Genomic DNA, 22,312 nt, shown 5'->3' with positions numbered 1-22,312 from the left:
TTCTTATCATTTTTTTAAACTTTTAACACAATAACCTATTTATAATGATTATTAATAATTTATATTTGCATTTCTTTTTTTGATAAAAGGATAATATGACTATAAAAAACAACAGCATTGCAAGTAGAATTACCGCCTTATTTTTGGTGCTTCTTCTTATGCTTCCTGCTATTGTTAAAGCTACTCATGAGCATAAAGATGAAGGTCATCATCATTGTAAAGAAAAACTAACACACTTACATGAATCTGTAAATGATCATTGTGATATTTGCTATTTTTCATTTGCTGCTTTTAATTTGGCTTCAAAAAAGTTTGTTCAAACCAAAACTTTTAAAATTAGTAAGAATGTAATTGAAAGCTACAACTCAATTGCTGCTGTTTCTTACTTTTCATCACTTAAAAGACTAAGAGCTCCTCCTGTGAACTCTTAATTATTTTTATTCTCTTTTTATTTAATACCAACAGCTATTTATTACCTACAAATTAGTGTATAGATGGTTTTGTATTATCTATTTAATTGAATTTAAGTAACTCACTAATTTAATCTGTATTATCCTCAAATATTATAATTATTTGACCATAATACTACATCTACTTATTTTTTACTATAATGACAAAACTAAGCTTAAGTGCTTTATTTTGTGTATTGTTTCATGCTTTTATCTTTAGCCAAAACACTAATAGTGTAACGGTAAAAGTAATTGATGAGGCAACACAAATAGAGCTGCCCAATGCCCATGTAAGTATTGGCTTAAAACACGCGTACACCAATTTAAAAGGAAACAGTTACTTTCAAGAAATTAACTCTAAAAAACAACTACTAAGTGTTACGCACGTAGGATATATTACCCATAAAAAACTGGTAACATTCCCTCTTAAAAACTCGGTAATATCAATAGCTCTTAAACAAGATATTTCGTTGCTTAACGAAGTTACGATTGCACATAGTACAAAAAAAGTATTTCATAAAAGCTCAAGCAATAAGCAAAAAATTGACAAACTGTTTTTAGAACAAAATAGAGACAATAGCTTAATGCAAACATTAAAAGATATACCAGGTGTAAGTACAATTGCCATTGGGTCTGGGCAATCTAAACCTACAATAAGAGGGCTCGGTTTTAACAGAGTGGTGGTTGTTGAAAACGGAATTAAACACGAGGCGCAACAATGGGGAGCAGATCATGGTTTAGAAATTGATCAATACAACGTTGAAAACATAGAAGTAACAAAAGGAGCTGCTTCTTTAATGTATGGCTCTGATGCAATTGCAGGTGTTATTAGTTTAAAAAATAATTTACTCCCAGATGTTAATTCTTTTTCTGGAGAACTAAACCTAACTAACAGGAGTAATAATGATTTATACGGAATATCATTAGGCGTAAAACAACGTTATAAACATTGGTATTATAAAGCAAGAATTACGCACGAAGAATATGGTGATTATAAGGTGCCTACTCGTACAATAACGTATGATAATTACATTTTTAACCTACATAAAAACTATTTACGAAATACCGCAGGGCGTAATCATAATATTAGTGTTTCTTTAGGCTATACTTCTGATAAAATAAATACAATCACTACTTTTAGTAATGTAAATGCTAAAAATGGTTTTTTTGCAAACGCACATGGATTAGAGGTAAGAACTTCGAAAATTGATTACGATGCAAACAATAGAGATATTGATTTACCACTACATAAAGTTAATCACTTTAAAATAACAAATAACACCAGTTTTCTTTTTGCTAACAATACTTTAGATATTGAACTTGGTTATCAAATAAATGACAGAGAAGAACATTCAGAGCCTGTGCCACATGGCTATATGCCAAAACCAGATTCAACCAAAGAACGTTTATTTAACAAAAACACTTACAGTTTTAATATAAAAAACAATCATTATGGTTTTAAAAACCATAAAATTACAACAGGACTTAATTTTGAATATCAAGACAATGACATTGATGGCTGGGGATTTCTGATTCCTGAATACACAAGACTAACTGTTGGCGCCTTTTTATATGATCAAATAAAAATTAATTCTAATTTATACCTAGATGCAGGAATACGTTATGATTATGGGGTTGTAAAAACACAACCATATTATGAATGGTTTACATCTCCTGTTACTGATAATAACGGAAACATTACACAACAACAATTACAGCGATCAGAAAAAAGGAATTTAAATTTTAAAAACTTTAGTGCTTCTGCTGGATTAAGTTATTCGGTAAAAAATACTTCTTACAAAATAAACTTTGGTAAAAGTTTTAGAATTCCTTTAGCTAATGAGCTTGCTTCAAACGGAGTTAATTATCACATGTATCGCTATGAAGAAGGTAACACCAATTTACAACCTGAAAGCTCTTATCAAGTTGATGGAGAATTTAGTTTAAACTTTAAGAATAGTTTTATCCAAATTACTCCCTTTGCTAATTACTTTGACAATTATATTTACTTAAGCCCTACATCTGAATATTACGAAACACTTCAAAAATATCAATATACACAGAGTGAGGTTTTTAGATATGGAGGCGAAATTAGCCTAGAATATACACCGATTAAAACTTTCACTTTTAAAGGATCTTTAGAGTATGTTAAGGCAACACAATTAAGCGGTAAAAAGAAAAACTTTACCCTACCGTTTTCACCACCTTTAACCGGAATACTATCACTTAAATACAATTTAAATCGTTTCTTCTTTTTAAAAGACACCTCGTTTTTCTCGAAAGTAAGAATTGTTTCGGATCAAGACAATATTGTTCCACCAGAAAAACCAACCAAAGGCTACACGCTTGTAGATATAGGTTTACACACAAATACATTTCCTTTTTCAAAAAAACATCCTTTAAAAATTCAAGGAAAAATAAATAACATTTTTAACACTAAAGCTTTTAATCACACAAGTTTTTACCGGTTAATTGAGGTCCCTGAACCTGGTAGAAATTTTTCAATAACCATTATACAAACATTTTAAACAATCAATTTTTTTTAATCATGAAACACACAATTAAAACAGCAATTCTATTTTTAGCAACCACTTTTATGGTTTCTTGTAGCGATGACGATTCAATCGTTAAAACCTTTGAAGAAAACAAAAATGCTGAAAGATTTACAAATATCGAGTTAGGAAACTCTGATTTTATTTTACCACAATCAAATGTAGATGTACATATCGAATTTGACTATACTGGAACTAGCAAAGTATCTAAAATATATTTTGATGTTGAAGCACACAGTACAAATGCAGTTAACGACGGAGAATTAATATGGGACTTAAGAGATCATTTAGTACCTGTTGAAAGATACCAAGGGCAATTAAATCCTCATATTCATTACCATGTTTATTTTGATGAAGATAGCAAATACGAACCTTCGTTTAAAGCTGCTGAAGGAGTTTACAACTTTAAAATTACTGTTGAACATGAAGATGGTACTAAAAGTATTGTTACAAAGAAGTTAAATATTGTTCAAAAATTTAAACATTTAGAAGTTGGTGAAAACAATAGAGTTACTTACGGAAAAGATGAACTACATACCGAATTTGAATATGTATCTACTCCTAATAAAGTAACTGAAATTAAATATGAATTATGGTTTGAAGAATGGCGAACTGGCCAAGATGTAGCCGTTGGTGAATGGGATAGTGTAGTAACAATATTACCAAAAGAATTATATGAAAATGTAATAAACCCAGATATCCATTATCATTTCGACTTAATTCCTGAATCTCCAAAAGGAGGATACTGGTTAAACATTTATGTACAAGAAAGTGGCGAAAAAGAGAAAGTAAAACTTTCTATTCCTTTCGAAATAAATTAACAATAAAAAATCAAGGCTGCCCAAACCTCTTTGGGTAGCCTTTTATATCTAAAAAAAAAATGAAATTTATAAAAAAAACAACGCTCCTTCTACTTTTAAGTTTACCACTAGTAAACTGTAGTAGTAATTCTGAAAATATCGACGAAGAAAAACCAACAATATCCGTTAATTACAACCAAGGTTTTCCTAAATCATGTAACGTATTAGAAAAAGGTAAACAATACACTATTAAAGTAAAAGTCTCTGACAATGTTGCTTTAGCCAAATATGCTATCGACATTCACCATAATTTTGACCACCATACACATGATGATCAAGGAAGCCAATGTGAACTGAGCCCTATTAAAACACCTGTTTCTCCTTTAATTTTTATGCAAAACTATACTATTGATAACGAACCTAAAGAATATGAAATTTCTCAAGCCATAACAATACCTAATGATATTGATACAGGAGATTATCATTGTCAAATTTCTGTAATTGATATAACTGGTTGGCAAAGCAGAACATCAATAGATATTAAAATTGAATAAATTAACTTTTATTCTTTGCTTCAAGCTACTTTCAATACATTTTTTTATGGAATAGCTTGAAGTTAAAAACGATAATTAAATCCAATTAAAAAATACCTTTCAATTAATTTAGTTTGAGAATTAAATTGCGAAAAATTTGTTTGAGAAAAAATATCAAACGATTTATTATTAAATAAATTATGAACTCTAGCTTGAATGGATAGATTTGAATTAATTTTATATGAACTTTTTATATTACTAAAATAATAGTTACTTATTTTTGATTTTTTATCAAAAAAATAAAGGTCATTTTCGAAATTAATTATTAATTTATTAAAATAAATATCAAAATCAATAAAACTCTTTTGATTAAAAATTTTAGTTTTTAAAGAGTTAACTTTTGTTGTGTTTTTTGTTAAATTATAACCTAAATGAAAATCTAAAAAACTAGAAAAATTAGAACGTAACTCAATATTAAAACTTAAAGAAGTTAAATTAATATTTCTTTGAGTATTGTTCACTTTATTAGCAAAAGTAGTATTTAAATATGATGTTTTAACTTTTAAATTCGTTGCTAAAAAACTCAAATATCGATCAATATATATATTTGCTCTAAAATCTTTCCTTCCTTTTAATATTATATTTTCAATAGTTGTAATCTCATTACTTAAAACTGAATTAAATGACAAGTACCTATCTCCAAAAGTGTATTTTATATTAAATCCTCCAGTAAATTTATCATTCCAATTACCATAAATATAATTTAATCTAGTACTGTAATCTCTTTGTAATTTATTATTAGACAAACCTGTTGAAAAATTTCTATAATTTGATGGAATTGGAGCTTCATTTAAATTTGACAATGAACTTGTAGACTGATTTACATTGATTTGGTAATTAAACTCGTGTTTTTTTAAATATAAATATTTAAATTGAAAGTTTGAATTTATATAGAAAAAATTATTTGTTTTAAAATTACTCTTTTTATTATTCTCAAAGTTAAAATCAATATTCAAAGCTAAATTAACGTTCTTTATTTTTTTTCTAAATCTGTTTTTAAAATAAACTAAATCTTGATTTAACAACAGTTTATTAAAAAAATCCGGAGGGTTATTTGAGAAAGAATTAGTGTCTTTATTTTTAAATAATGTTTGTGATCTTAAATGTTCTTTCTTGTTATGATAACCTAAATATGTTTCGATATTATTGTTCTTAAAATCTTTTAAATATGCTACTTGAGTAGTAAAATAACTTAATTTATTTAAAATTTCAGATTTAGCTAATTCAAAATTATCACCAAAAGTATTTTTATAAGGAAAAGGAAAAACAGTATAGTTTTGAGGTTTATTATCGTATATATATCTTGATGTTAACTGAATTATAGAACTGTCTTTGTTCTTCTTTGTATAATTAATAAAATGATTAGTTTTTTCTCCTTCTATTAATACATTTTCATTTACTAAATCATTTGGGAGTTTGATGGTAGAATTACCACCTCCTGAAGTAATTAAATAATTAGCATTGTACTCTAAAATACTATTTTTATTAATTTTCCAGTTTAAATCTATTTTTGTTGTTTTTAATTTTTCTTTGCGATTTATTTTCGAATCTTCATCAATAGTTATAAGTGAATCCGTTAAAAAAGTTGTTTTTGTGTTATTTAAAAAATCATTTTCATTTTTGTAAGCTAAAAATACAGCCTTTATTTTCAGCTTAGGTGTAACATTAAAAATTGAATTAAAGTTATATAATTCAGATTCGTTAAGATTTACATATTCTTCATCTAATTTTGGTCTTAACGTGTTTAATGTAGTGAAGATTTTAGTTCGTTGATTACTACCTATTTTTAAGGTAGGATTATCTGATTTAGATGTAAATATGTCTTTAAAATCTAAATATGAATCTTTACCAATATTGTTATGATCAGCTATAAAATAATATTTATTCTTTTTTAAAAAAGAAATAATATTGGTATGTAAATTATTCTTTTTCTCTAAATTAGAATGAATGTCAACATCTCCAAAAACTAATTTTTTCCTATCTTCTTTTAATGTAATATTAATAGCTACGTCTTCAGTATCTCTTACATTTTTTAGCAATGGATTTTTAGAATAATTTTTTAGAACTTGTACTTTTTCAACTATTTCTGCTTTTAAATTTTTGGTGAGTATTTTATATCCTCCATTAAACAAATCATCATTTTCAATCTTAACATTTGTAACTAATTTACCTTGAAAAGTGATGTTTCCTGTTGATGAAACTTGAATACCAGGGATGTCTTTTAATAAATCTTCTAAAACAATTTGTCTTTTATTTTTAAAAGAATTTGCATTAAAAATAATCGAATCTTTACGAACTTCAATATCTCTATCAATTTTTAAAACAACCTCTTCTAAAAGGTTATTTTCTTCTAAAAGATTAAAATTGATGGTTATACTTTTTTTATTTATAACTATTGTTTTAGCCTGATCTTTATAAGACATCGAGCTTGTTTTAATAGTGTAATTTTTATTACTTTTAACTGTAAAAGTGTAAGTTCCTTTAAAATTTGTAAAGGTATAATCTATAAGGTCATCATTTTCATATAAAAGAATACTAATTTGTTCTAACGGAACATCTTTTATGTTTTTTACAACTCCCTTTATTAGAATTTGTGAAGCTAAAAATTGACTTAGAAATAAAAAACAAAATGTTATTAGTTGAATTTTATTTTTCCCATTCATAAACTAACTCTAAACCTCCTCTTTTATACCTCCTTGTTGATCGTCTTTTTTTATAACCTCTTGGTAATCTTGATGACGATACAGAAATTGTTCCCCCTCTTGATGCATCATATAAAACAACAAATTCTTTTAATGATGTTTTTTCTAAATTTTTTAAATATTTTTCTTGATTAGCTACATGATTTTTAATTTTCTTTTCCGAATCGTACCTAACACTTAACAACTTCCAACTTAATTGTTTTTTACTATCTTCTATTGAAATCAATAGCCCTGGTAAATTATTAAATTTCCACGGACCATAATAAAATGGTACAGATAAATCAACATAAGCAGTATAATATCTACCTCTAAAAGTTGTTGTAAACTCTAGGCAATTTTTACCACTAATATTTTTTTTAACTCCCGTTGGCTTCCATTTTTGTTTAATTAACTTTTCTTCTACTAATACAGGGTCATCAGCTGCTGAATTTGCATTATATAAAGTGTCTTTTTGTATATCTACCATAGAGCTACCATAGATTATTCCTTTAGAAAATAAATTAATTTCAGGAATACCTTCATCATTACTCTCGACAAGTTTATCTAAATTTTCTAAAAAAACAGATTTAGTTGTATTATAGTAAACTTTGCTGTTACTTTTAAAAACATACCCTTTTTTCTGTAAAGATTTCCCTAAATTGTAGTTAATCTGGTATTCAAAAACAGGTATACTATCATTTGCATTCATTGAAAAAACAACAAATAACATTATGTTAAAAAAGAATATGTTTTTCATTTTTTTGTAATTTATAAATTAAAACTGTTTAAAGTCTGATGAACGTAAAAAATCATTCTCAAGTATAGCCTTTGCTCCAGCTTTACGATCTGCTTCAGAAACTCTACTTGTTGAATAATAATACTCTGTAGTACTTTCTCCTGCATCAAGATTTGTTGTTGTTGTTGTTATAGCTACTGTACATACTCCTTCATCTTCTAATCTAGTAAAACTCATAAATAGCATTAAAGTAAATGCTAATGAAAATATTTTCTTCTTAGCTGCAACTTTTTAAAATTCGCGGTAAATAAAAAAAAAAAAACGAATTAAAAAAAATTATTTCATAACATCGTTTTTCGCTTCAATCCATTTGCTCATATATTTTGTAGCTTGTAAGGTTTGATGCTGTAATAAACTTCCAAGAAAATTTTGCTGACGATGTTCAATTAAGTTTTCTTGGATTTTTTTTAGTTGATTTATAAAAATTGGTTCAATATTATTTTTATCATAAATAGCATTGATAATTTCTATTCCGTTTAATTGATGTTTTTTCCACAGTTTTTCATCAGTAAACAATTCAATTGCTTTGTTTGAAAAAACCTCAAAATCATTTTCTATAAAACCATTCCAACCAAAACCATCATGCATTCCCTCTGCTCCTATTAATGTTGTTACAGATGGAGTTCCGCAAACCATCGCTTCGGTTAATTTGCCTTTAATTCCGGCACCAAAACGTATCGGAGCAAGTACAACTTTTGCTTTTTGCACAACTTTTATAGCATCTTCTGCAAAACCTTTAACCAAAAAACCTTCTTTTTTATTATGCAACTGATTTATTTGCTGCGTTGCATACGCTCCGTATATATGAATTTCTGCTTTTGGTAGTTGTTTTCGAATCGATTTCCATAGCAATTTGAGTTGTAAAACGGCATCAACATTTGGTGCATGAAAAAAATTACCGATAAACACAAAATGCTCACGCTCTTTAAAATTTTTCCACTTTTCTATAACCTTTTCATCAATTTTATCCAATAAGAAAGGCAAATGATATAATAAACGCTCATCAATTTTAAAAACCTCTTTCAATAATTTCACTTCATAAGAAGAAATAATTAAACTTAAATCACATCGTAATATCGACGCTATTTCTCGTTTTGCATCCGTAGAATTTAATAAAGCATCCGTAGAAAAAACTTCGCCTTTTTTTAATTGCTGATGACGTGTTTTGCGTAAAAAATGTAAATCTTCAGTATCTAAAATCCGTAAAGCATTCGGGCAATTTTCTGCAACACGCCATCCGAATTGTTCTTCCATCATAAAACGATCAAACAGCACAATATCCGGATTCACATCAACAATAAAATCATCAAAAGAAGTAGAATTCAACTCAATACTTGCCTCTTTTACACCTATTTCAGACAAATTAATCGCTTTTTCGCCCTTTTGTGCAGGCGATGCAAATGTTATTTTGTAATTGTTTTTTGTAAACAACTCAATTAATTGTAACATTCTACTTCCTGCAGCAGAAGAATTGGGTTCTACCCAAACATATCCGATAATTAACAACTGTTTCATAAGGTTTCAAAGTTAAAGTAATTAATGTCATTTATTCGTAAAAAGTAATCGAAAACATGCTTCAAAAAATCAACTTTTATGTGTAATTTTGCAGTTATTATTCTGAAAAACAAAATATAAACTGATAAAAACTAAAATTTATCAGCTATACATAAATAATAAAAAACGAATTATGAAATACGATTTAATCGTTATCGGTTCTGGTCCTGGTGGTTATATTGCTGCCATTAGAGCCGCTCAATTAGGATCTAAAGTGGCTATTATCGAAAAATATTCAACTTTAGGAGGTACTTGTTTAAATGTTGGATGTATTCCTTCAAAAGCATTATTAGATTCTTCTCACCATTATTACGACGCTGTGCATCATTTTGAAGAGCATGGAATTTCGGTTGAAAAACCATCGTTTGACTTTAATAAAATGGTAGCTCGTAAAGCAAATGTTGTAGAAACTACAACAGGAGGAATTAAATATTTAATGGACAAAAATGATATTACTGTTCATGAAGGTTTAGGTTCTTTTGAAGATGCTACACATGTAAAAGTCACTAAAAATGACGGAACTTCAGAAGTAATTGAAGGAACAAATATTATTATTGCAACAGGTTCAAAACCATCAACATTACCTTTTATTTCTTTAGATAAAGAGCGTGTTATAACATCAACCGAAGCTTTAAAACTTAAAGAAGTACCAAAACACTTATTAGTAATTGGTGGTGGAGTTATCGGACTAGAATTAGGTTCTGTTTACAAACGTTTAGGTGCTGATGTAACTGTGATTGAATACGCTCCTACAATTACACCTACGATGGATAAAGATGTTTCTAAAGAACTTACTAAAGTTTTAAAGAAACAAGGGATGAAGTTTAACGTAAATCACGGGGTAACTTCAGTTGAAAGAAATGGCGATGAAGTTATTGTAAAAGCAACCAATAAAAAAGGGGAAGAAGTTACTTTTAATGGTGATTACTGTTTAGTTTCTGTTGGTCGTAAAGCTTTTACAAAAGGTTTAGGTTTAGAAAAAGCAGGCGTTAAGCTTACTGATAGAGGAATGGTTGACGTAAACGATCATTTACAAACTAGTGTTTCTAACATTTTTGCTATTGGTGATGTTGTTCGTGGAGCAATGTTAGCACATAAAGCTGAAGAAGAAGGTGTTGTTGTTGCTGAATTTTTAGCAGGACAAAAACCACATATTGATTATAATTTGATTCCTGGTATTGTGTATACATGGCCAGAAGTTGCTGCTGTTGGTAAAACAGAACAAGAATTAAAAGATGCTGGTGTTGCTTACAAGGCTGGTAAATTTTCTATGCGTGCTTTAGGAAGATCTAGAGCAAGTGGAGATTTAGACGGATTTGTAAAAGTATTAGCTGATAAAAATACTGATGAAGTATTAGGAGTTCATATGGTTGGTGCACGAGTTGCCGATTTAATTATGGAAGCTGCCGTTGCAATGGAATTTAGAGCTTCTGCGGAAGATTTAGCTAGAATTTGCCATGGTCATCCAACCTATTCAGAAGCGGTTAAAGAAGCTGCTAAAGCTGCTTGGGACGGAAAACCTTTAAATGCTTAATACAAGTTTTAAAAAATATTTAAAAAGCAATCTCGTTTGAGGTTGCTTTTTTGTTTATTATTATTATTATTATTATTGCTGAAAAGAAATTATTTAAAATATAAAAACTTGAGTTATGAAAACTAAAAAAATAAATTACTGGTACATTTTAACCGCTTTTATAGCTGTTATGATAATAACTGGCTATGTTTTTAACCTAGGAGAAGCTTTGGGTAAATCGATAGTTAATTAGGATTTATTATCTAAAATAGATTAGATACACTATTATAATAAAGCATAAAAAAATCCGAACTCAATGAGTTCGGATTTTTTATCTTTCAACTTTTTTTAACTTACTGAATTCCGTAAAAAGAACTCATGTTATCTTCAATGTTAGACGCTTTTTTAATTGCTTCGTACATCTGAAAAGTTTTATTTTTTCTTTCGTTTGTTAAACGTTTTCTTAAAGCATCGTAATTTGGTAAAGCTGTTGGTAAAGTTTTAGCAGTTACTTCAAAAGCAAATACACCTTTATCTCCAGCAACATTTTTAATTACTGTGTTTTCTTTAGCATTTAACATTGCTCCTACTACTTTTGGTTCAAAACCTACACCAGAAATTGTTGGAGATTGTAAGTTTACATTCGAAGCAGTTTTTACCGTTTGAGTTACTGACTTTGCTATGTCTGCTAAAGTAGCACCAGAAACTTTAGCTTCAATTAATTTAGCTTTTCTTTCTTTTAATAAAATAGGACGTACTCTTGAAATTGCTTTATCAACTGGCATTAATCCTTTTGCAGTTTTACCTGTTAAAACAGCAACTACATATCCACCTTCAACATCAAAACGCTTAGCATCACCTACAGCAACTTCTTTATCAAAAGACCAAGTAATAATTTCTCTTTCTTTACCTATACCTGCAACAACTTCGTCTAAAGATTTTAAACCTACAGCTGGTTGAGATGTTAAACTTTTTTCTTTTACAACTTCATCAAAGTTTTTACCATTTGCTAATTCTAAAGCAAAAGTTTCAGCATTTTGAAAAACTGTGTTTTCTGTAGCTTCAGATGCTTCTATTTTACGAGCAAAAGTTGCTAATTTTAAAACTGGTTGAAAGTTCTTTTGATCATCAATTTTAATTACGTGAAATCCGAATTGAGATTTTACAACTCCCATGTCTCCTTTTTTACCTTCAAAAACGAAATCTCTAAAAGAAGGTACCATTCTATTATATCCAAACCAATCGTAAAAACCTTCTTTTTCTACAGAACCTTTATCCGAAGAAAATTCTTTTACTAAACTTCCGAATTTAGATTTTTTAGCTTTTACAACAGCTAATAAACTATCTGCTGTTTTCTTAGCTTCTTCTTCAGTTTGAGTAACTGTTGCATCAGCACTTGCTGCACCTACAAAAGGTATTAAAATATGACTTGCTTGTGCAGAGTCTGGTAATTGAACAACTTTAGTTATTTTTGATAACTTAAAGAAACTTGCATCTTTATAAGGTCCGAAAACATCGCCTTCTTTTCCGTTAAAAAGATCTTCAGCAATTACTTGTGGTACTTGTACTTTAAATTTATAATTATCGTCAAAAGCTATATCTGAATCGTTTTCTGATAAAAACTCAACGTAATTTGTTGTATTTTTTAATCCTTTAACTTCAATTTTAGCTGCTGTTACAGAATCTTCAATTAATTTTGCTACTGCTGCTTTAATTGCATTTTCATCTTCAGTAGTTGGTTTAATATCAAATTTTACAAAATTGATATCTCTTGATGCATCAACTTGAAAATCTTGTGAGTGATCGTTAACGTAATTTTTAACATCACTTTTCTTTAAAGTAACTAAACTATCTGCAATAGTACTATAAGGTACGTAAACATATTTACCAGAAATTTTTGTGTTTTCTGTTAAATATTGTGCTTCACCTTCTTTTAAAGAAGCTCCTAATCCTGCAGCAACAAGATTATCGTAAGCTGTTTTTTCAAGATTATTTTTTAATGAAGCCATATAATTTTGCCAGTTTTTCCAGTCTGCTCCATTTTCATCTTTAATTGTAGCTAAAAATTCTTTTAACTTACTTTTATCGAAAAGACCTGAAGTTTGAAATCTTGGATCGTTTTGAATGAACTCAGTTTCATACAACTTGTTCATAATATCAGCATCACCAATAGTAATACCAGCTTCTTCTAACTGATTTTTGTATATTTTTTGTCTGATTAAGTTATTCCAAACAGCTTTTGCTGCTTGCATTTCAGAAACACTATTTCCTGTTTGTGCTTTATATGCATCTAAAGCTTCAGCAAATTCTTGACGCGAGATAGCTTCTCCGTCAACTTCACCTATTTCATTTACTTTGCTTGCATTAAAAAAATCTGATATTGTAGAAGGGTCTAATACAAAAGCAAAAAGTGCTAAACCAATTACAAGAATTAAGAACATTGAACGTTCTCTAATTTTCGATAAAATTGCCATACGTTATTTATTTTATTAACAGTGAGCGAAAATACAATTTCATCGTAAATAATGCAATGTTTTTTTTAGGTGTTTTTTGTATCGTTTTTTTTAAGGGAAAGTAGTTGCCTATTACTCTTCTTTATTGATAACTTTTAAATAAAGTGCATCAATTTTTGTAGCGCTTACTTTTAGTATTTTGATGTAAAATTTATCTATTTCTAAAATTTCATCTTTAGCGGGTATGGTTTCAGTATAATCAATAATAAAACCTCCTAAAGTTTCGTACGCTTCTTCTTTCGGTATATTTAAATCGTACGTTTCATTTAAATAATCAACCTCTAAACGAGCCGAAAAATTAAACTCATTCTCATTAATTTTTTCTTCTAATAATTCTTGGCTGTCATGTTCATCTTCAATCTCACCAAACAATTCTTCAACAATATCTTCAACTGTAATAATTCCTGATGTACCACCATACTCATCAACTACAACAGCGATGCTTTTACGTTTTTTCATTAAACTATTTAAAACGTCGTTAATTATCATTGATTCTGGCACAAACTCAACTGGTAATAATATTGATTTGATTGAACTTGGTTTTTTAAATAATTCGAAAGCGCTTACATAACCTAAAATGTCGTCTAAAGAGTTTTTGTAAACCAAAATTTTAGACAATCCGGTAGTTATAAATGTATTTTTAAGTTCTTTTACCGATTGATGGATATCAATTGCCATAATTTCGGTTCGAGGCACCATTATTTCTCTTGCTTTAACTTTATGAAACTCTAAAGCGTTTTGGAATATTTGAATTTCAGAATCTATTTTATCTTCGTCATTTCCTCCATCCAACTGTTCAGAAATATAGTTACCTAACTCTTCTTTACTAAATTCTGTTTTAGCTTCGTCTTCTTTTATCCTAAAAAAAACAAATAAGAAAAAATCAGAAATTTTAGTAATAACCCAAGTTATTCCATAAAAAAGCAAGTAAAAAATATAGGCAGGTACCACAAACACTTTAAGCGTTTCGTTGGCGTAAATTCTAAAAATTGTTTTTGGTAAAAATTCGGCCGTAACAAGAATAATAATTGTTGATATTACGGTTTGTGTTAACAAACTTAAATCAATTAATAAATAATTGATAAAAGTAATATTAGTTGGTAAAAATGTTTGAAACCAGTTAATGAGTAACTGCCCCATAAAGTAACTATAAATTACCAACGCAACGTTGTTACCAACCAACATTGTTGTGATAAATTTTGATGATTTTTGGGTAAGTTTTGCTAATATTTTAGGTAAAATACCCTCTCTTTTTTTCTCTAACTCAATATGTAATTTATTGGCAGAAACAAATGCTATTTCCATCCCAGAGAAAAAGGCTGAAAATAATATGGAAATAAAAATTATAGCAATTTCAAACTCCATTAACGTTGTTGGTTTCTTTTTTCTACTTTTCTTCTAAAATGACGTTTTAAAAAGAAAATTAATGTAATAAAGATACCAAATCCAAACATAATAAGCGCTCCTTTTACATCTGAATTTAATTTTAAAATCCCTTCAACAAAAAAAATTACTCCAATTATTAAGTAACCGTATTGTAAATATTTCCAAAGTGTATTCATCTTTTTATTTTTGATCTGTTAAAACATCACCTGTAATGTCTTTTGCTATCCATTTTGTTAAATCTTCTTTTGATTCAAAACCAAAACCGTTAATGGTATCTTTTAACGTTGTGAGCCTAAAACCTTCTTCAGTAAAAAAATAACCTTCTTTTTGATCCCAAAATAACTGATTGGTTTCTAGTTTTGTGTTTTCGGTATGATTTAAAATAACCACATTACCAGTAATTTCTGAAACTCTTGTTTTATTATATGTTAACGCATAATTGCCTGAAATTGTGGTAGAATCTATTCCGTTTTTATTAATTGAAACAATTTTTACGCCTTTAGGAAACTCGTTATAAGGATGCTCTTTTCTATTAGAAAAATCGTAAAAAATAGCAGCGTTTGTTTTTGAAGATATTTTTCCTGAATCTTTTTTAACATGATAAATATTTATAGCTTTACCTACAGGCATATTTTTATCTGCTAAAAAATCTCTCACTTCTTGTTTAGAGTTTACACAAGAAAAAAACATTGCTGTCAAAAAAATGACAACAATGCTTTTATTTATATTTATTGAAATTAATTTCATTAAAATTTATTAAGGAATACGAACAGTTTCTCCTATCCAACATCCAATTTTATAAGAACTTCCTGATGCCAATCCTTTTTGAAAAACTAATTTTTTTGATGGCACGTTTTTTCTATAACTCTTAATATATCTTCCTGCTCCACAACCAGGATCTACTTGTTTTGCTTTTAAAGCTTTATTTAACGCAGCTACATATACCATTCTTTTTTCAAACTCATCGCTACCGCAAGAGTTAACACTTTTTTGATATAAACTTGCTATAAACAAATACGCTTTACCCATATTTGGATTGTATTTTAAAGCTTGGTAAGCTAAAGATCTTGCTCTGCTTCCTCTAGCATTTTGAGCTTCAATTAACTTGTATCTTGCTTTTTTAAACGGGTCTGTTTCTAAATCGAATGCTTTTTTTCTCATTGAATTAGCTCCAGATTTATCTCCGTTTTTAGCTAAAACACCTGCTAAAAAGTTATAAGCATCCGCAGATTGTGTTGCTTTTGCATAGGCATTTGCTAGTTTTTCAAATAAAGGATCTGTTTGACATCCTTTGTTATACATTCTAGATACTGCTCTTTTTAACCAAACTCCGTCAGTTTTATTAGCTTCAAAATCTCTTGTGTAAATCGGAATCAATCTTTCGCAAGTTGCGATTTTAGAAATCATTGCATCTAAACCTCCTTCTACTTGACCTAAAGCACCTGAATTAATACTATAATTTTTTAATCTTCTTTTTTCTTTATCACTAATCGTTCCTAAAGAATCTTTTACCTGTAATTTAGATACTTTTTTGTTATAATCTTCTAATTTTTCACCTACAGATTCCATTACATCATCATAAGTATCAAATACTTTTTGAGGGTTGGTATCTTTATTTTCATTTGCTACGGCTTTAAAATATCTGAAGATATTTTTTACACTCATATCTTTAGGAGAAAGATCATAGGCTTTCTTTAAAATGCTAAAAACTTCAGCATCTGTAGCTAATTTATTTTTAATTAAAAAAGTAGCATAATCACTATGTGCTTTTGCTGGTCTTTTATTAGGAAAGTTAACCAATCTAGCTTCATATAATTTCTTCATTAAAGCTACATCTTTTGTTTTTTCTGCAGCCTTTGCACCAAATTTATATATGTTAACCGATAACTTAGAGCAGTTTGTAAGTAAAAAGTCTAAATTGGTTTTAGCCTCTTCATACTTACCTGTATTAACATCACCTTTAAAAAGGTTATATTTTATATTACACTCCTGACTCGCTTGCGCTTTAACACCATTTACGGCTACAAACAAAAATAATCCTGTTAGTAAATACGTAATTTTTTTCATCCTATATTAGTTTTTATTAATCTATTTTTCTTTTTTGGAACCAGTTGATACTATTTAAAGATAAACTTAATCTTACATTAAAATAGTTTTCTTTTATCAAATTATTATTAGATGTTCCTTTTTGTCCATACTCAAATCCAATATTAACATTCGATAATTGTCTTGGCAATGGTAATCCTAAACCAACATTTATGCCAAAGTCTCTTATTTTTGTAAAATTACTACCAGTATCTACTAATAAGCCTGTATCTTCAAAACGTAAACCAGCTCTATAAGTAACCCTGTCCCAATAACTTGATATTGAATTTATTTTAGGAATATAATATCCTCCTATTGATGTTTTACTCGAATCATCATATTTATAACCACTTCCGTTAGAGATTAAAGAACTATTACTACTTAATGCACTCTGAAATTGCTGATCAATTCCTACATACCATTTATCTTCTTTTCCTAAACCAACTCCGAAAACACTTTTTAAAGGAATAGTTACATCTCCATTTATTGATCTATCAAAAAGTTCATCTCTTGGAATTTCTTCACCTGATCCTACAAAAGAAAGAGAGTACATTTTTTCGTTCCCTTTGGTTGATAAATCACTTTTAACAGTAATTGAAGCTCCTGTGTATAAATTTAATTTATCTTTTAATTCTCTTTTATACTGCGCTCCTAATTTAAATTGCCCGCCTCTTACACTTAATGTTTCTTGATGCCTTGTAGCTAACGACGTATTAGATCTTTGATTTAATATGCTATTTTCAATATTACCAAAAATATACCCAGCTTCTATACCAATCGACAAATCTTTTAACAAATACATACCAAAACTAGCGTATATTTTATTTGTACCTCCTTCTCCATTAAAAATATTAATTTCATCTTGATTTTCTTGATTCACCAAAGAATACCCAACTGATGAAAACGGTTGTAATCCAACAGAAAAACCTGCTTTTTTACCTAACGGAAAAGCCAAAGAAATGTAACGTAAATTTGTTGAATTACCTGATTGTGATTCACCTGCTTCTTTTACTGTTAAAAAACTTAAATTACCACCAATCGCATAAGTAGAAGCTCTTAAATCTGCATTTGCAGCTGGATTTGTAAAGTTTAAATATTGCGCTTCTTTTAAAGAAACTCCAATACCTCCCATAGATGCTTGCTCTACAGTTACCGCTTCAAAATTCTCACCAATACCAAAATAAGAATAAGGTGATGCACTATTTTTTTGTGCAGATATTGTTGATGCTGTAAATGCAAAAACTACTAATATAAATTTCTTAATCATTCGTTAAATTATATGTCAAAACAGTGTGTAATCCTTCCAAAACAAAATTTGGATGGGCAAATATGCCACTTTTTAATTGTTTAGCCAAGAAATATGTGTCTCCTCCTGTTAAAACAATTGTTAAATCTCCATACTTTTTTTGATATTGATTAATTACTCCATCTATTTCATTGCAAACTCCATTAATAACTCCCGAATGTATTGAAGTATTTGTATTTTTTCCAACAAAATCAGAAACTTCATTTATTGCTAATAATGGTAATTTTGATGTAAAATCATGCAACGCTTTGTATCGCATAGCAATACCAAGAGAAATTGCACCTCCTAAATATTCTTTTTTACTGTTTACAAAATCGAAAGTAATACAGGTTCCAGCATCTATAATTAAAACATTTTTATTCGGATATTTTTTAATTGCCGCTGCTGCTAATGCAATTCTATCAACTCCTAATGTTTTTGGTGTTTCGTAAAGATTTATAAACGGAACTTTAGTTGCTGAATTTAAATAGATGGGATTTAATAAATCGGTGATTTTTTGCACTATTTTTTCCGATATACTAGCCACAGAAGAAATAATTGTAGCCGAAACAGAAAAATTTTCACTAATTTTTTTCAACTCGAGTACAATTTCTGGTTTGTTAAAAACAAAAACTTCTACAATCGTATTCAACTCAAAAACAGCTGCTTTAACTCTTGTATTACCAACATCAATAATTAAATTCATCTTTATTTTTCTTAGAATTCAAATTTACGATACATTTTTTTTAAAACAAATACTTTGTATAATTAAAAAACGGTTGTATATTTGCATCCGCTTAACGAAAGTAGCAACTGGTGCCTTAGCTCAGTTGGTAGAGCAAAGGACTGAAAATCCTTGTGTCCCTGGTTCGATTCCTGGAGGCACCACAATAATTTTCTCAATTTAATTGCGAATTTTATTTTGTTACTTAAATAAGCAACCAACGGTGCCTTAGCTCAGTTGGTAGAGCAAAGGACTGAAAATCCTTGTGTCCCTGGTTCGATTCCTGGAGGCACCACCGTAAAAACCTGAACTTTTGTTCAGGTTTTTTTTGTTTTAAAACAAAAAAGCTCATTAATAAATAATGAGCTTTTTTCTATTTCAGTCTAAATTGCATCGCTACAGGTAAATGATCAGAAGCTTCTCCTAATTCATACAACACCCTTCCATCAACATATTCTATAGTTTTTTTGGTGTAAAAAATATAATCTATTCGCTCAAACAAGTCTCTTGTATCAAATGTATTTGCAGGATCTTCAGCGATAAAAGCAGCGTTACCTACATCTTCCATTTTAAATATTTCTTGAACACCAGCTTTAACATCTCTTGCCTTTGAATTAAAATCACCTAGCAATATTGTAGGATAATTGTTTTTATACTTATTAAAAACAGTTAAAGCATGCTTTAATTGACGAACTCTAGTTGCTTTATCAAAAGCTTCTAAATGAATATTTATTACTACTACTTCTTTACCTTGTAGCTCAACTTTTACTACTTGTATTAATCTTTCTAAATACAAAGCGTCTCTATAAAAAGGACTATTAGGAACACGCTCTAAAACAATACGTTCGTATTCTTTTAACTTATATTTACTTAATATTGATTGTCCTGAAACTATTTTACCAAAATGCATGCTTGGAGGCCAATATGGAAACGGAACATATTTCTCATCCCAATTTACACCTCTTGCAGCGTAGTTATACCCCAAACTCATAAATTCTTTTTCTTGATCTACCTCATACGACCTTGCTGCTAAATAATCTATTTCTTGAAAAGCAACAATATCTGGATTTACTTTTTTAAGCTCGGTTTTAACCTTATTTAAATTATCATCAAATAATTTCTTTGGTTTTGCTATTGGCAAATTATTAGTCATACCACTTAAATACCCAACATTATAGGTTACAATACTGTAAACAGAATCATTACTAACACTTACTGGATTTTCGTTTTCTATTAATTTAGCATACTCTTTTTCATTCATTGTTGGCGATGATGCCCAGAAAAAAAACAATAAAGAAACCACCAAAATAAAACCGAATAGCTTTAATAAAAGCTTTAATATATTTTTCATAAACAATTAAAAAAATGTTAAAATCACTTTCAAATTTAAACTTTTTTAAAGAAGCATAGTCATAGATATATAAATAATTAAAAAACTTAACATTTGTAGTATGAAAAATATATTAACATTATACTTTTTGGTTATCGGATTTGTTTTAACAACTCAGGCTCAAAAAGAAAGAAAAAAGGATTCAGAAAAACTAACAACTGAACAACAAGCTGAGTTATCGGTTAAAAAAATGACATTAAAGTTAGATTTAACTTCTGATCAACAACGTAAAATTAAGCCTTTACTTGCCGAAAAAATTGCAGAACGCAAAGCTTTTAAAGAAAAGAGAAAGGCGATGAAAAAAAGCGGAGAAAAAAGAAAAAAATTATCTACTGACCAACGTTTTGAAAAGAAAAACAAGGCATTAGATAACAAAATTGCTTTTAAAAACAAGATGAAAAATATTTTGAACAAAGAGCAATATGAGAAATTTAAAAAAATGAACGCTAAAAAAATGCGTAATTCTAAAAAGAAGGTTTCTAAGAAAAAAAGAAAGCACAAAAAAGAATTAAAGAAATAAAATAGTAGAGTTTTATAGTAGATTAGTTTTGATTAAAAGCTCGGTTTTGGAAACGAAATCGGGCTTTTTTATACGCTCTTTTTGTTTGCGTTAGGGATTGAAGTGGCATCCTTTTGCTTTTTTTAATGCGAATTAATGTAGTGAAACGGAATAAATTCGCATTAAAAAAAACAAAAGATATAACGTAAAGCCCGACCTTTAGGGAACGCTCAATTAATCTTCTTTAAACCAACTTGAATATTTTACGTAATTATTGGCAATTCTATCAATTTCTCCAGAAATTAATTCTTTAGAAACGTCTTTTATTTTCTTGGCTGGCACACCAGCATAAATGCTTCCGCTTTTTACAATCGTGTTTTTAGAAACCACTGCTCCTGCGGCAATAATTGAGTTCGATTCTACGATACAATCATCCATAATTATGCTGCCCATACCGATTAAAACATTGTCGTGAATAGTGCAACCGTGCACGATTGCATTGTGCCCAACCGAAACGTTATTACCTATAGTTGTTGGCGATTTTTGATAAGTAGCATGAATTACCGCGCCGTCTTGAATGTTAACTTTATTGCCCATTTTTATATAATGTACATCGCCTCTAATTACGGCATTGAACCAAATACTGCATTCTTTTCCCATTTGCACATCGCCAACAATTGTTGCGTTTTCTGCCACGTAACAATCTGCCGGAATTTGCGGTGATTTACCGTTTACTGCTTTTATAATTTTCATGTTTTTTATTTAAAATATGCTAATAAATTTGCTTTTTTGGATGCTGAAACCATAATTTCTTTTCCGTTAGATAAAAGTACACTTCCGCCTTTCCCTTTTTTATATTTTACAATTTCATTTACGTTTACTAAATACGATTTATGAACTCTTGCAAAAGAGCTTTCTTTTAAAAGATCTTCAAAATATTTTAAGGTTTTACTAACTACTTTCTTCGTGTTTTCGAAATAGATTTCGGTGTAATTATCATCTGCCTTGCAAAACAAAATATCACTAACCGAAATAACTTCAAATCCGTCTTGTTGCGGAATCGTTATTTTATTTAAATTAGCAATGCTTTTGGTTGTTAAAACAGTGTTTTCTAACGTTTGTTCTTTTGTTTTAATTTCTTCAACTAAGTTTACCGCTTTAATCAATTCATCTATTGAAATAGGTTTTAATAAATAATACGTTGCTTGATTGTTTAAGGCTTCTATTGCGTAATGATCATAAGCAGTAACAAAAATGGTTTCGAAAGTTTGATTTTCTATTTTTTCTAACAAATCAAATCCGTTTCCGTAAGGCATTTCTACATCTAAAAAAACCAAATCTAATTCGTGTTTTTCGATTAATGCTTGTCCGTCTTTTATATTATCCGCTTCTCCTAATAGTTGAACATTTGGGCAATATTTTGTTATATAATTCCGTAAAATATCTCTACCAATAGCTTCATCTTCAATAATGATTGCTTTTAACTTCATCT

20 protein-coding genes and 2 tRNA genes are annotated in these 22,312 nt (G+C 28.9%); 8 read left to right on the top strand and 14 right to left on the bottom strand.

Annotation, left to right across the window (positions count from 1 at the left end):
* Window positions 1-95 precede the first annotated feature (95 nt).
* From ACN5J5_RS08270 to ACN5J5_RS08255, 4 genes are all read left to right on the top strand, one after another.
* On the top strand, window positions 96-431 hold the full coding sequence (locus ACN5J5_RS08270) for a hypothetical protein (protein WP_418644451.1): 336 nt from the start codon (window positions 96-98) through the stop codon (window positions 429-431).
* Between the two features lie 179 nt (window positions 432-610).
* A complete protein-coding gene (locus ACN5J5_RS08265; RefSeq protein WP_418644450.1) occupies window positions 611-2,977 on the top strand; it encodes a TonB-dependent receptor in 2,367 nt (788 codons plus the stop codon).
* A 20-nt stretch (window positions 2,978-2,997) separates the two neighbouring features.
* Complete coding sequence (locus tag ACN5J5_RS08260; protein ID WP_418644449.1) at window positions 2,998-3,822, top strand: hypothetical protein; 825 nt, start codon at window positions 2,998-3,000, stop codon at window positions 3,820-3,822.
* Window positions 3,823-3,881: 59 nt separating this feature from the next.
* On the top strand, window positions 3,882-4,355 hold the full coding sequence (locus ACN5J5_RS08255) for a DUF4625 domain-containing protein (RefSeq protein ID WP_418644448.1): 474 nt from the start codon (window positions 3,882-3,884) through the stop codon (window positions 4,353-4,355).
* A gap of 62 nt (window positions 4,356-4,417) precedes the next feature.
* On the opposite strand, the gene ACN5J5_RS08250 is transcribed toward ACN5J5_RS08255, so the two are convergent.
* The 4 genes from ACN5J5_RS08250 to ACN5J5_RS08235 form a co-directional block, all read right to left on the bottom strand.
* Window positions 4,418-7,057: a carboxypeptidase-like regulatory domain-containing protein gene (locus tag ACN5J5_RS08250; RefSeq protein WP_418644447.1), complete on the bottom strand. Its 2,640-nt coding sequence runs from the start codon at window positions 7,055-7,057 to the stop codon at window positions 4,418-4,420.
* Window positions 7,041-7,832, bottom strand: coding sequence for a GLPGLI family protein (locus ACN5J5_RS08245; protein WP_418644446.1), 792 nt, complete (start codon window positions 7,830-7,832; stop codon window positions 7,041-7,043). The genes ACN5J5_RS08250 and ACN5J5_RS08245 overlap by 17 nt, the downstream gene beginning before the upstream one ends.
* An 18-nt stretch (window positions 7,833-7,850) precedes the next feature.
* Entirely contained in the window at window positions 7,851-8,048 is a 198-nt protein-coding gene (locus ACN5J5_RS08240; protein ID WP_418644445.1) for a hypothetical protein, read from the bottom strand.
* A 99-nt stretch (window positions 8,049-8,147) separates the two neighbouring features.
* Window positions 8,148-9,386 (bottom strand): glycosyltransferase, encoded by a 1,239-nt coding sequence (locus ACN5J5_RS08235; protein WP_418644444.1) that lies wholly within the window; start codon window positions 9,384-9,386, stop codon window positions 8,148-8,150.
* A 172-nt stretch (window positions 9,387-9,558) separates the two neighbouring features.
* Between ACN5J5_RS08235 and lpdA the strand changes: the two genes are divergently transcribed.
* Window positions 9,559-10,959 carry a dihydrolipoyl dehydrogenase gene (lpdA, locus tag ACN5J5_RS08230; protein WP_418644443.1) on the top strand — a complete coding sequence of 467 codons (1,401 nt, stop codon included), beginning with the start codon at window positions 9,559-9,561 and terminating at the stop codon, window positions 10,957-10,959.
* Window positions 10,960-11,291: 332 nt separating this feature from the next.
* On the opposite strand, the gene ACN5J5_RS08225 is transcribed toward lpdA, so the two are convergent.
* From ACN5J5_RS08225 to ACN5J5_RS08195, 7 genes are all read right to left on the bottom strand, one after another.
* Window positions 11,292-13,412, bottom strand: a complete 2,121-nt coding sequence (locus ACN5J5_RS08225; protein WP_418644442.1) for a peptidylprolyl isomerase — start codon at window positions 13,410-13,412, stop codon at window positions 11,292-11,294.
* A gap of 111 nt (window positions 13,413-13,523) precedes the next feature.
* The gene (locus tag ACN5J5_RS08220) at window positions 13,524-14,816 is read right to left on the bottom strand and encodes a hemolysin family protein (RefSeq protein ID WP_418644441.1); all 1,293 of its coding nucleotides are present in this window, start codon (window positions 14,814-14,816) and stop codon (window positions 13,524-13,526) included.
* A complete protein-coding gene (locus ACN5J5_RS08215) occupies window positions 14,816-15,013 on the bottom strand; it encodes a hypothetical protein (protein ID WP_418644440.1) in 198 nt (65 codons plus the stop codon). Before ACN5J5_RS08215 ends, ACN5J5_RS08220 begins: the two co-directional genes overlap by 1 nt.
* A gap of 4 nt (window positions 15,014-15,017) precedes the next feature.
* On the bottom strand, window positions 15,018-15,584 hold the full coding sequence (gene lptC, locus ACN5J5_RS08210; protein ID WP_418644439.1) for an LPS export ABC transporter periplasmic protein LptC: 567 nt from the start codon (window positions 15,582-15,584) through the stop codon (window positions 15,018-15,020).
* A 9-nt stretch (window positions 15,585-15,593) separates the two neighbouring features.
* Window positions 15,594-16,904, bottom strand: coding sequence for a tetratricopeptide repeat protein (locus ACN5J5_RS08205; protein WP_418644438.1), 1,311 nt, complete (start codon window positions 16,902-16,904; stop codon window positions 15,594-15,596).
* 16 nt (window positions 16,905-16,920) lie between these two features.
* On the bottom strand, window positions 16,921-18,189 hold the full coding sequence (locus ACN5J5_RS08200) for a hypothetical protein (protein WP_418644437.1): 1,269 nt from the start codon (window positions 18,187-18,189) through the stop codon (window positions 16,921-16,923).
* Window positions 18,182-18,913, bottom strand: a complete 732-nt coding sequence (locus tag ACN5J5_RS08195) for a type III pantothenate kinase (protein WP_418644436.1) — start codon at window positions 18,911-18,913, stop codon at window positions 18,182-18,184. The genes ACN5J5_RS08200 and ACN5J5_RS08195 overlap by 8 nt, the downstream gene beginning before the upstream one ends.
* A gap of 109 nt (window positions 18,914-19,022) precedes the next feature.
* Between ACN5J5_RS08195 and ACN5J5_RS08190 the strand changes: the two genes are divergently transcribed.
* Both ACN5J5_RS08190 and ACN5J5_RS08185 read left to right on the top strand, forming a co-directional pair.
* Window positions 19,023-19,095: transfer RNA gene (locus ACN5J5_RS08190), tRNA-Phe, on the top strand.
* Between the two features lie 58 nt (window positions 19,096-19,153).
* Window positions 19,154-19,226: transfer RNA gene (locus tag ACN5J5_RS08185), tRNA-Phe, on the top strand.
* A gap of 78 nt (window positions 19,227-19,304) precedes the next feature.
* Here ACN5J5_RS08185 and ACN5J5_RS08180 read toward each other — a convergent pair.
* The gene (locus ACN5J5_RS08180; protein WP_418644435.1) at window positions 19,305-20,282 is read right to left on the bottom strand and encodes an endonuclease/exonuclease/phosphatase family protein; all 978 of its coding nucleotides are present in this window, start codon (window positions 20,280-20,282) and stop codon (window positions 19,305-19,307) included.
* A 100-nt stretch (window positions 20,283-20,382) separates the two neighbouring features.
* Here ACN5J5_RS08180 and ACN5J5_RS08175 point away from each other — a divergent pair, with 100 nt between their 5' ends.
* Window positions 20,383-20,841, top strand: a complete 459-nt coding sequence (locus ACN5J5_RS08175; protein ID WP_418644434.1) for a Spy/CpxP family protein refolding chaperone — start codon at window positions 20,383-20,385, stop codon at window positions 20,839-20,841.
* Between the two features lie 213 nt (window positions 20,842-21,054).
* Here ACN5J5_RS08175 and ACN5J5_RS08170 read toward each other — a convergent pair whose 3' ends face one another.
* Together ACN5J5_RS08170 and ACN5J5_RS08165 are read right to left on the bottom strand one after the other, a co-directional pair.
* Entirely contained in the window at window positions 21,055-21,573 is a 519-nt protein-coding gene (locus tag ACN5J5_RS08170; RefSeq protein ID WP_418644433.1) for a gamma carbonic anhydrase family protein, read from the bottom strand.
* A 5-nt stretch (window positions 21,574-21,578) separates the two neighbouring features.
* Window positions 21,579-22,310, bottom strand: coding sequence for a LytR/AlgR family response regulator transcription factor (locus ACN5J5_RS08165; RefSeq protein ID WP_418644432.1), 732 nt, complete (start codon window positions 22,308-22,310; stop codon window positions 21,579-21,581).
* Window positions 22,311-22,312 lie beyond the last annotated feature (2 nt).

Source organism: Tenacibaculum insulae (assembly GCF_964512435.1).
Taxonomy (GTDB): domain Bacteria; phylum Bacteroidota; class Bacteroidia; order Flavobacteriales; family Flavobacteriaceae; genus Polaribacter; species Polaribacter insulae_A.
Note: the sequence above shows the minus strand (reverse complement) of the source record. Positions and strands in the feature narration are given on the sequence as shown.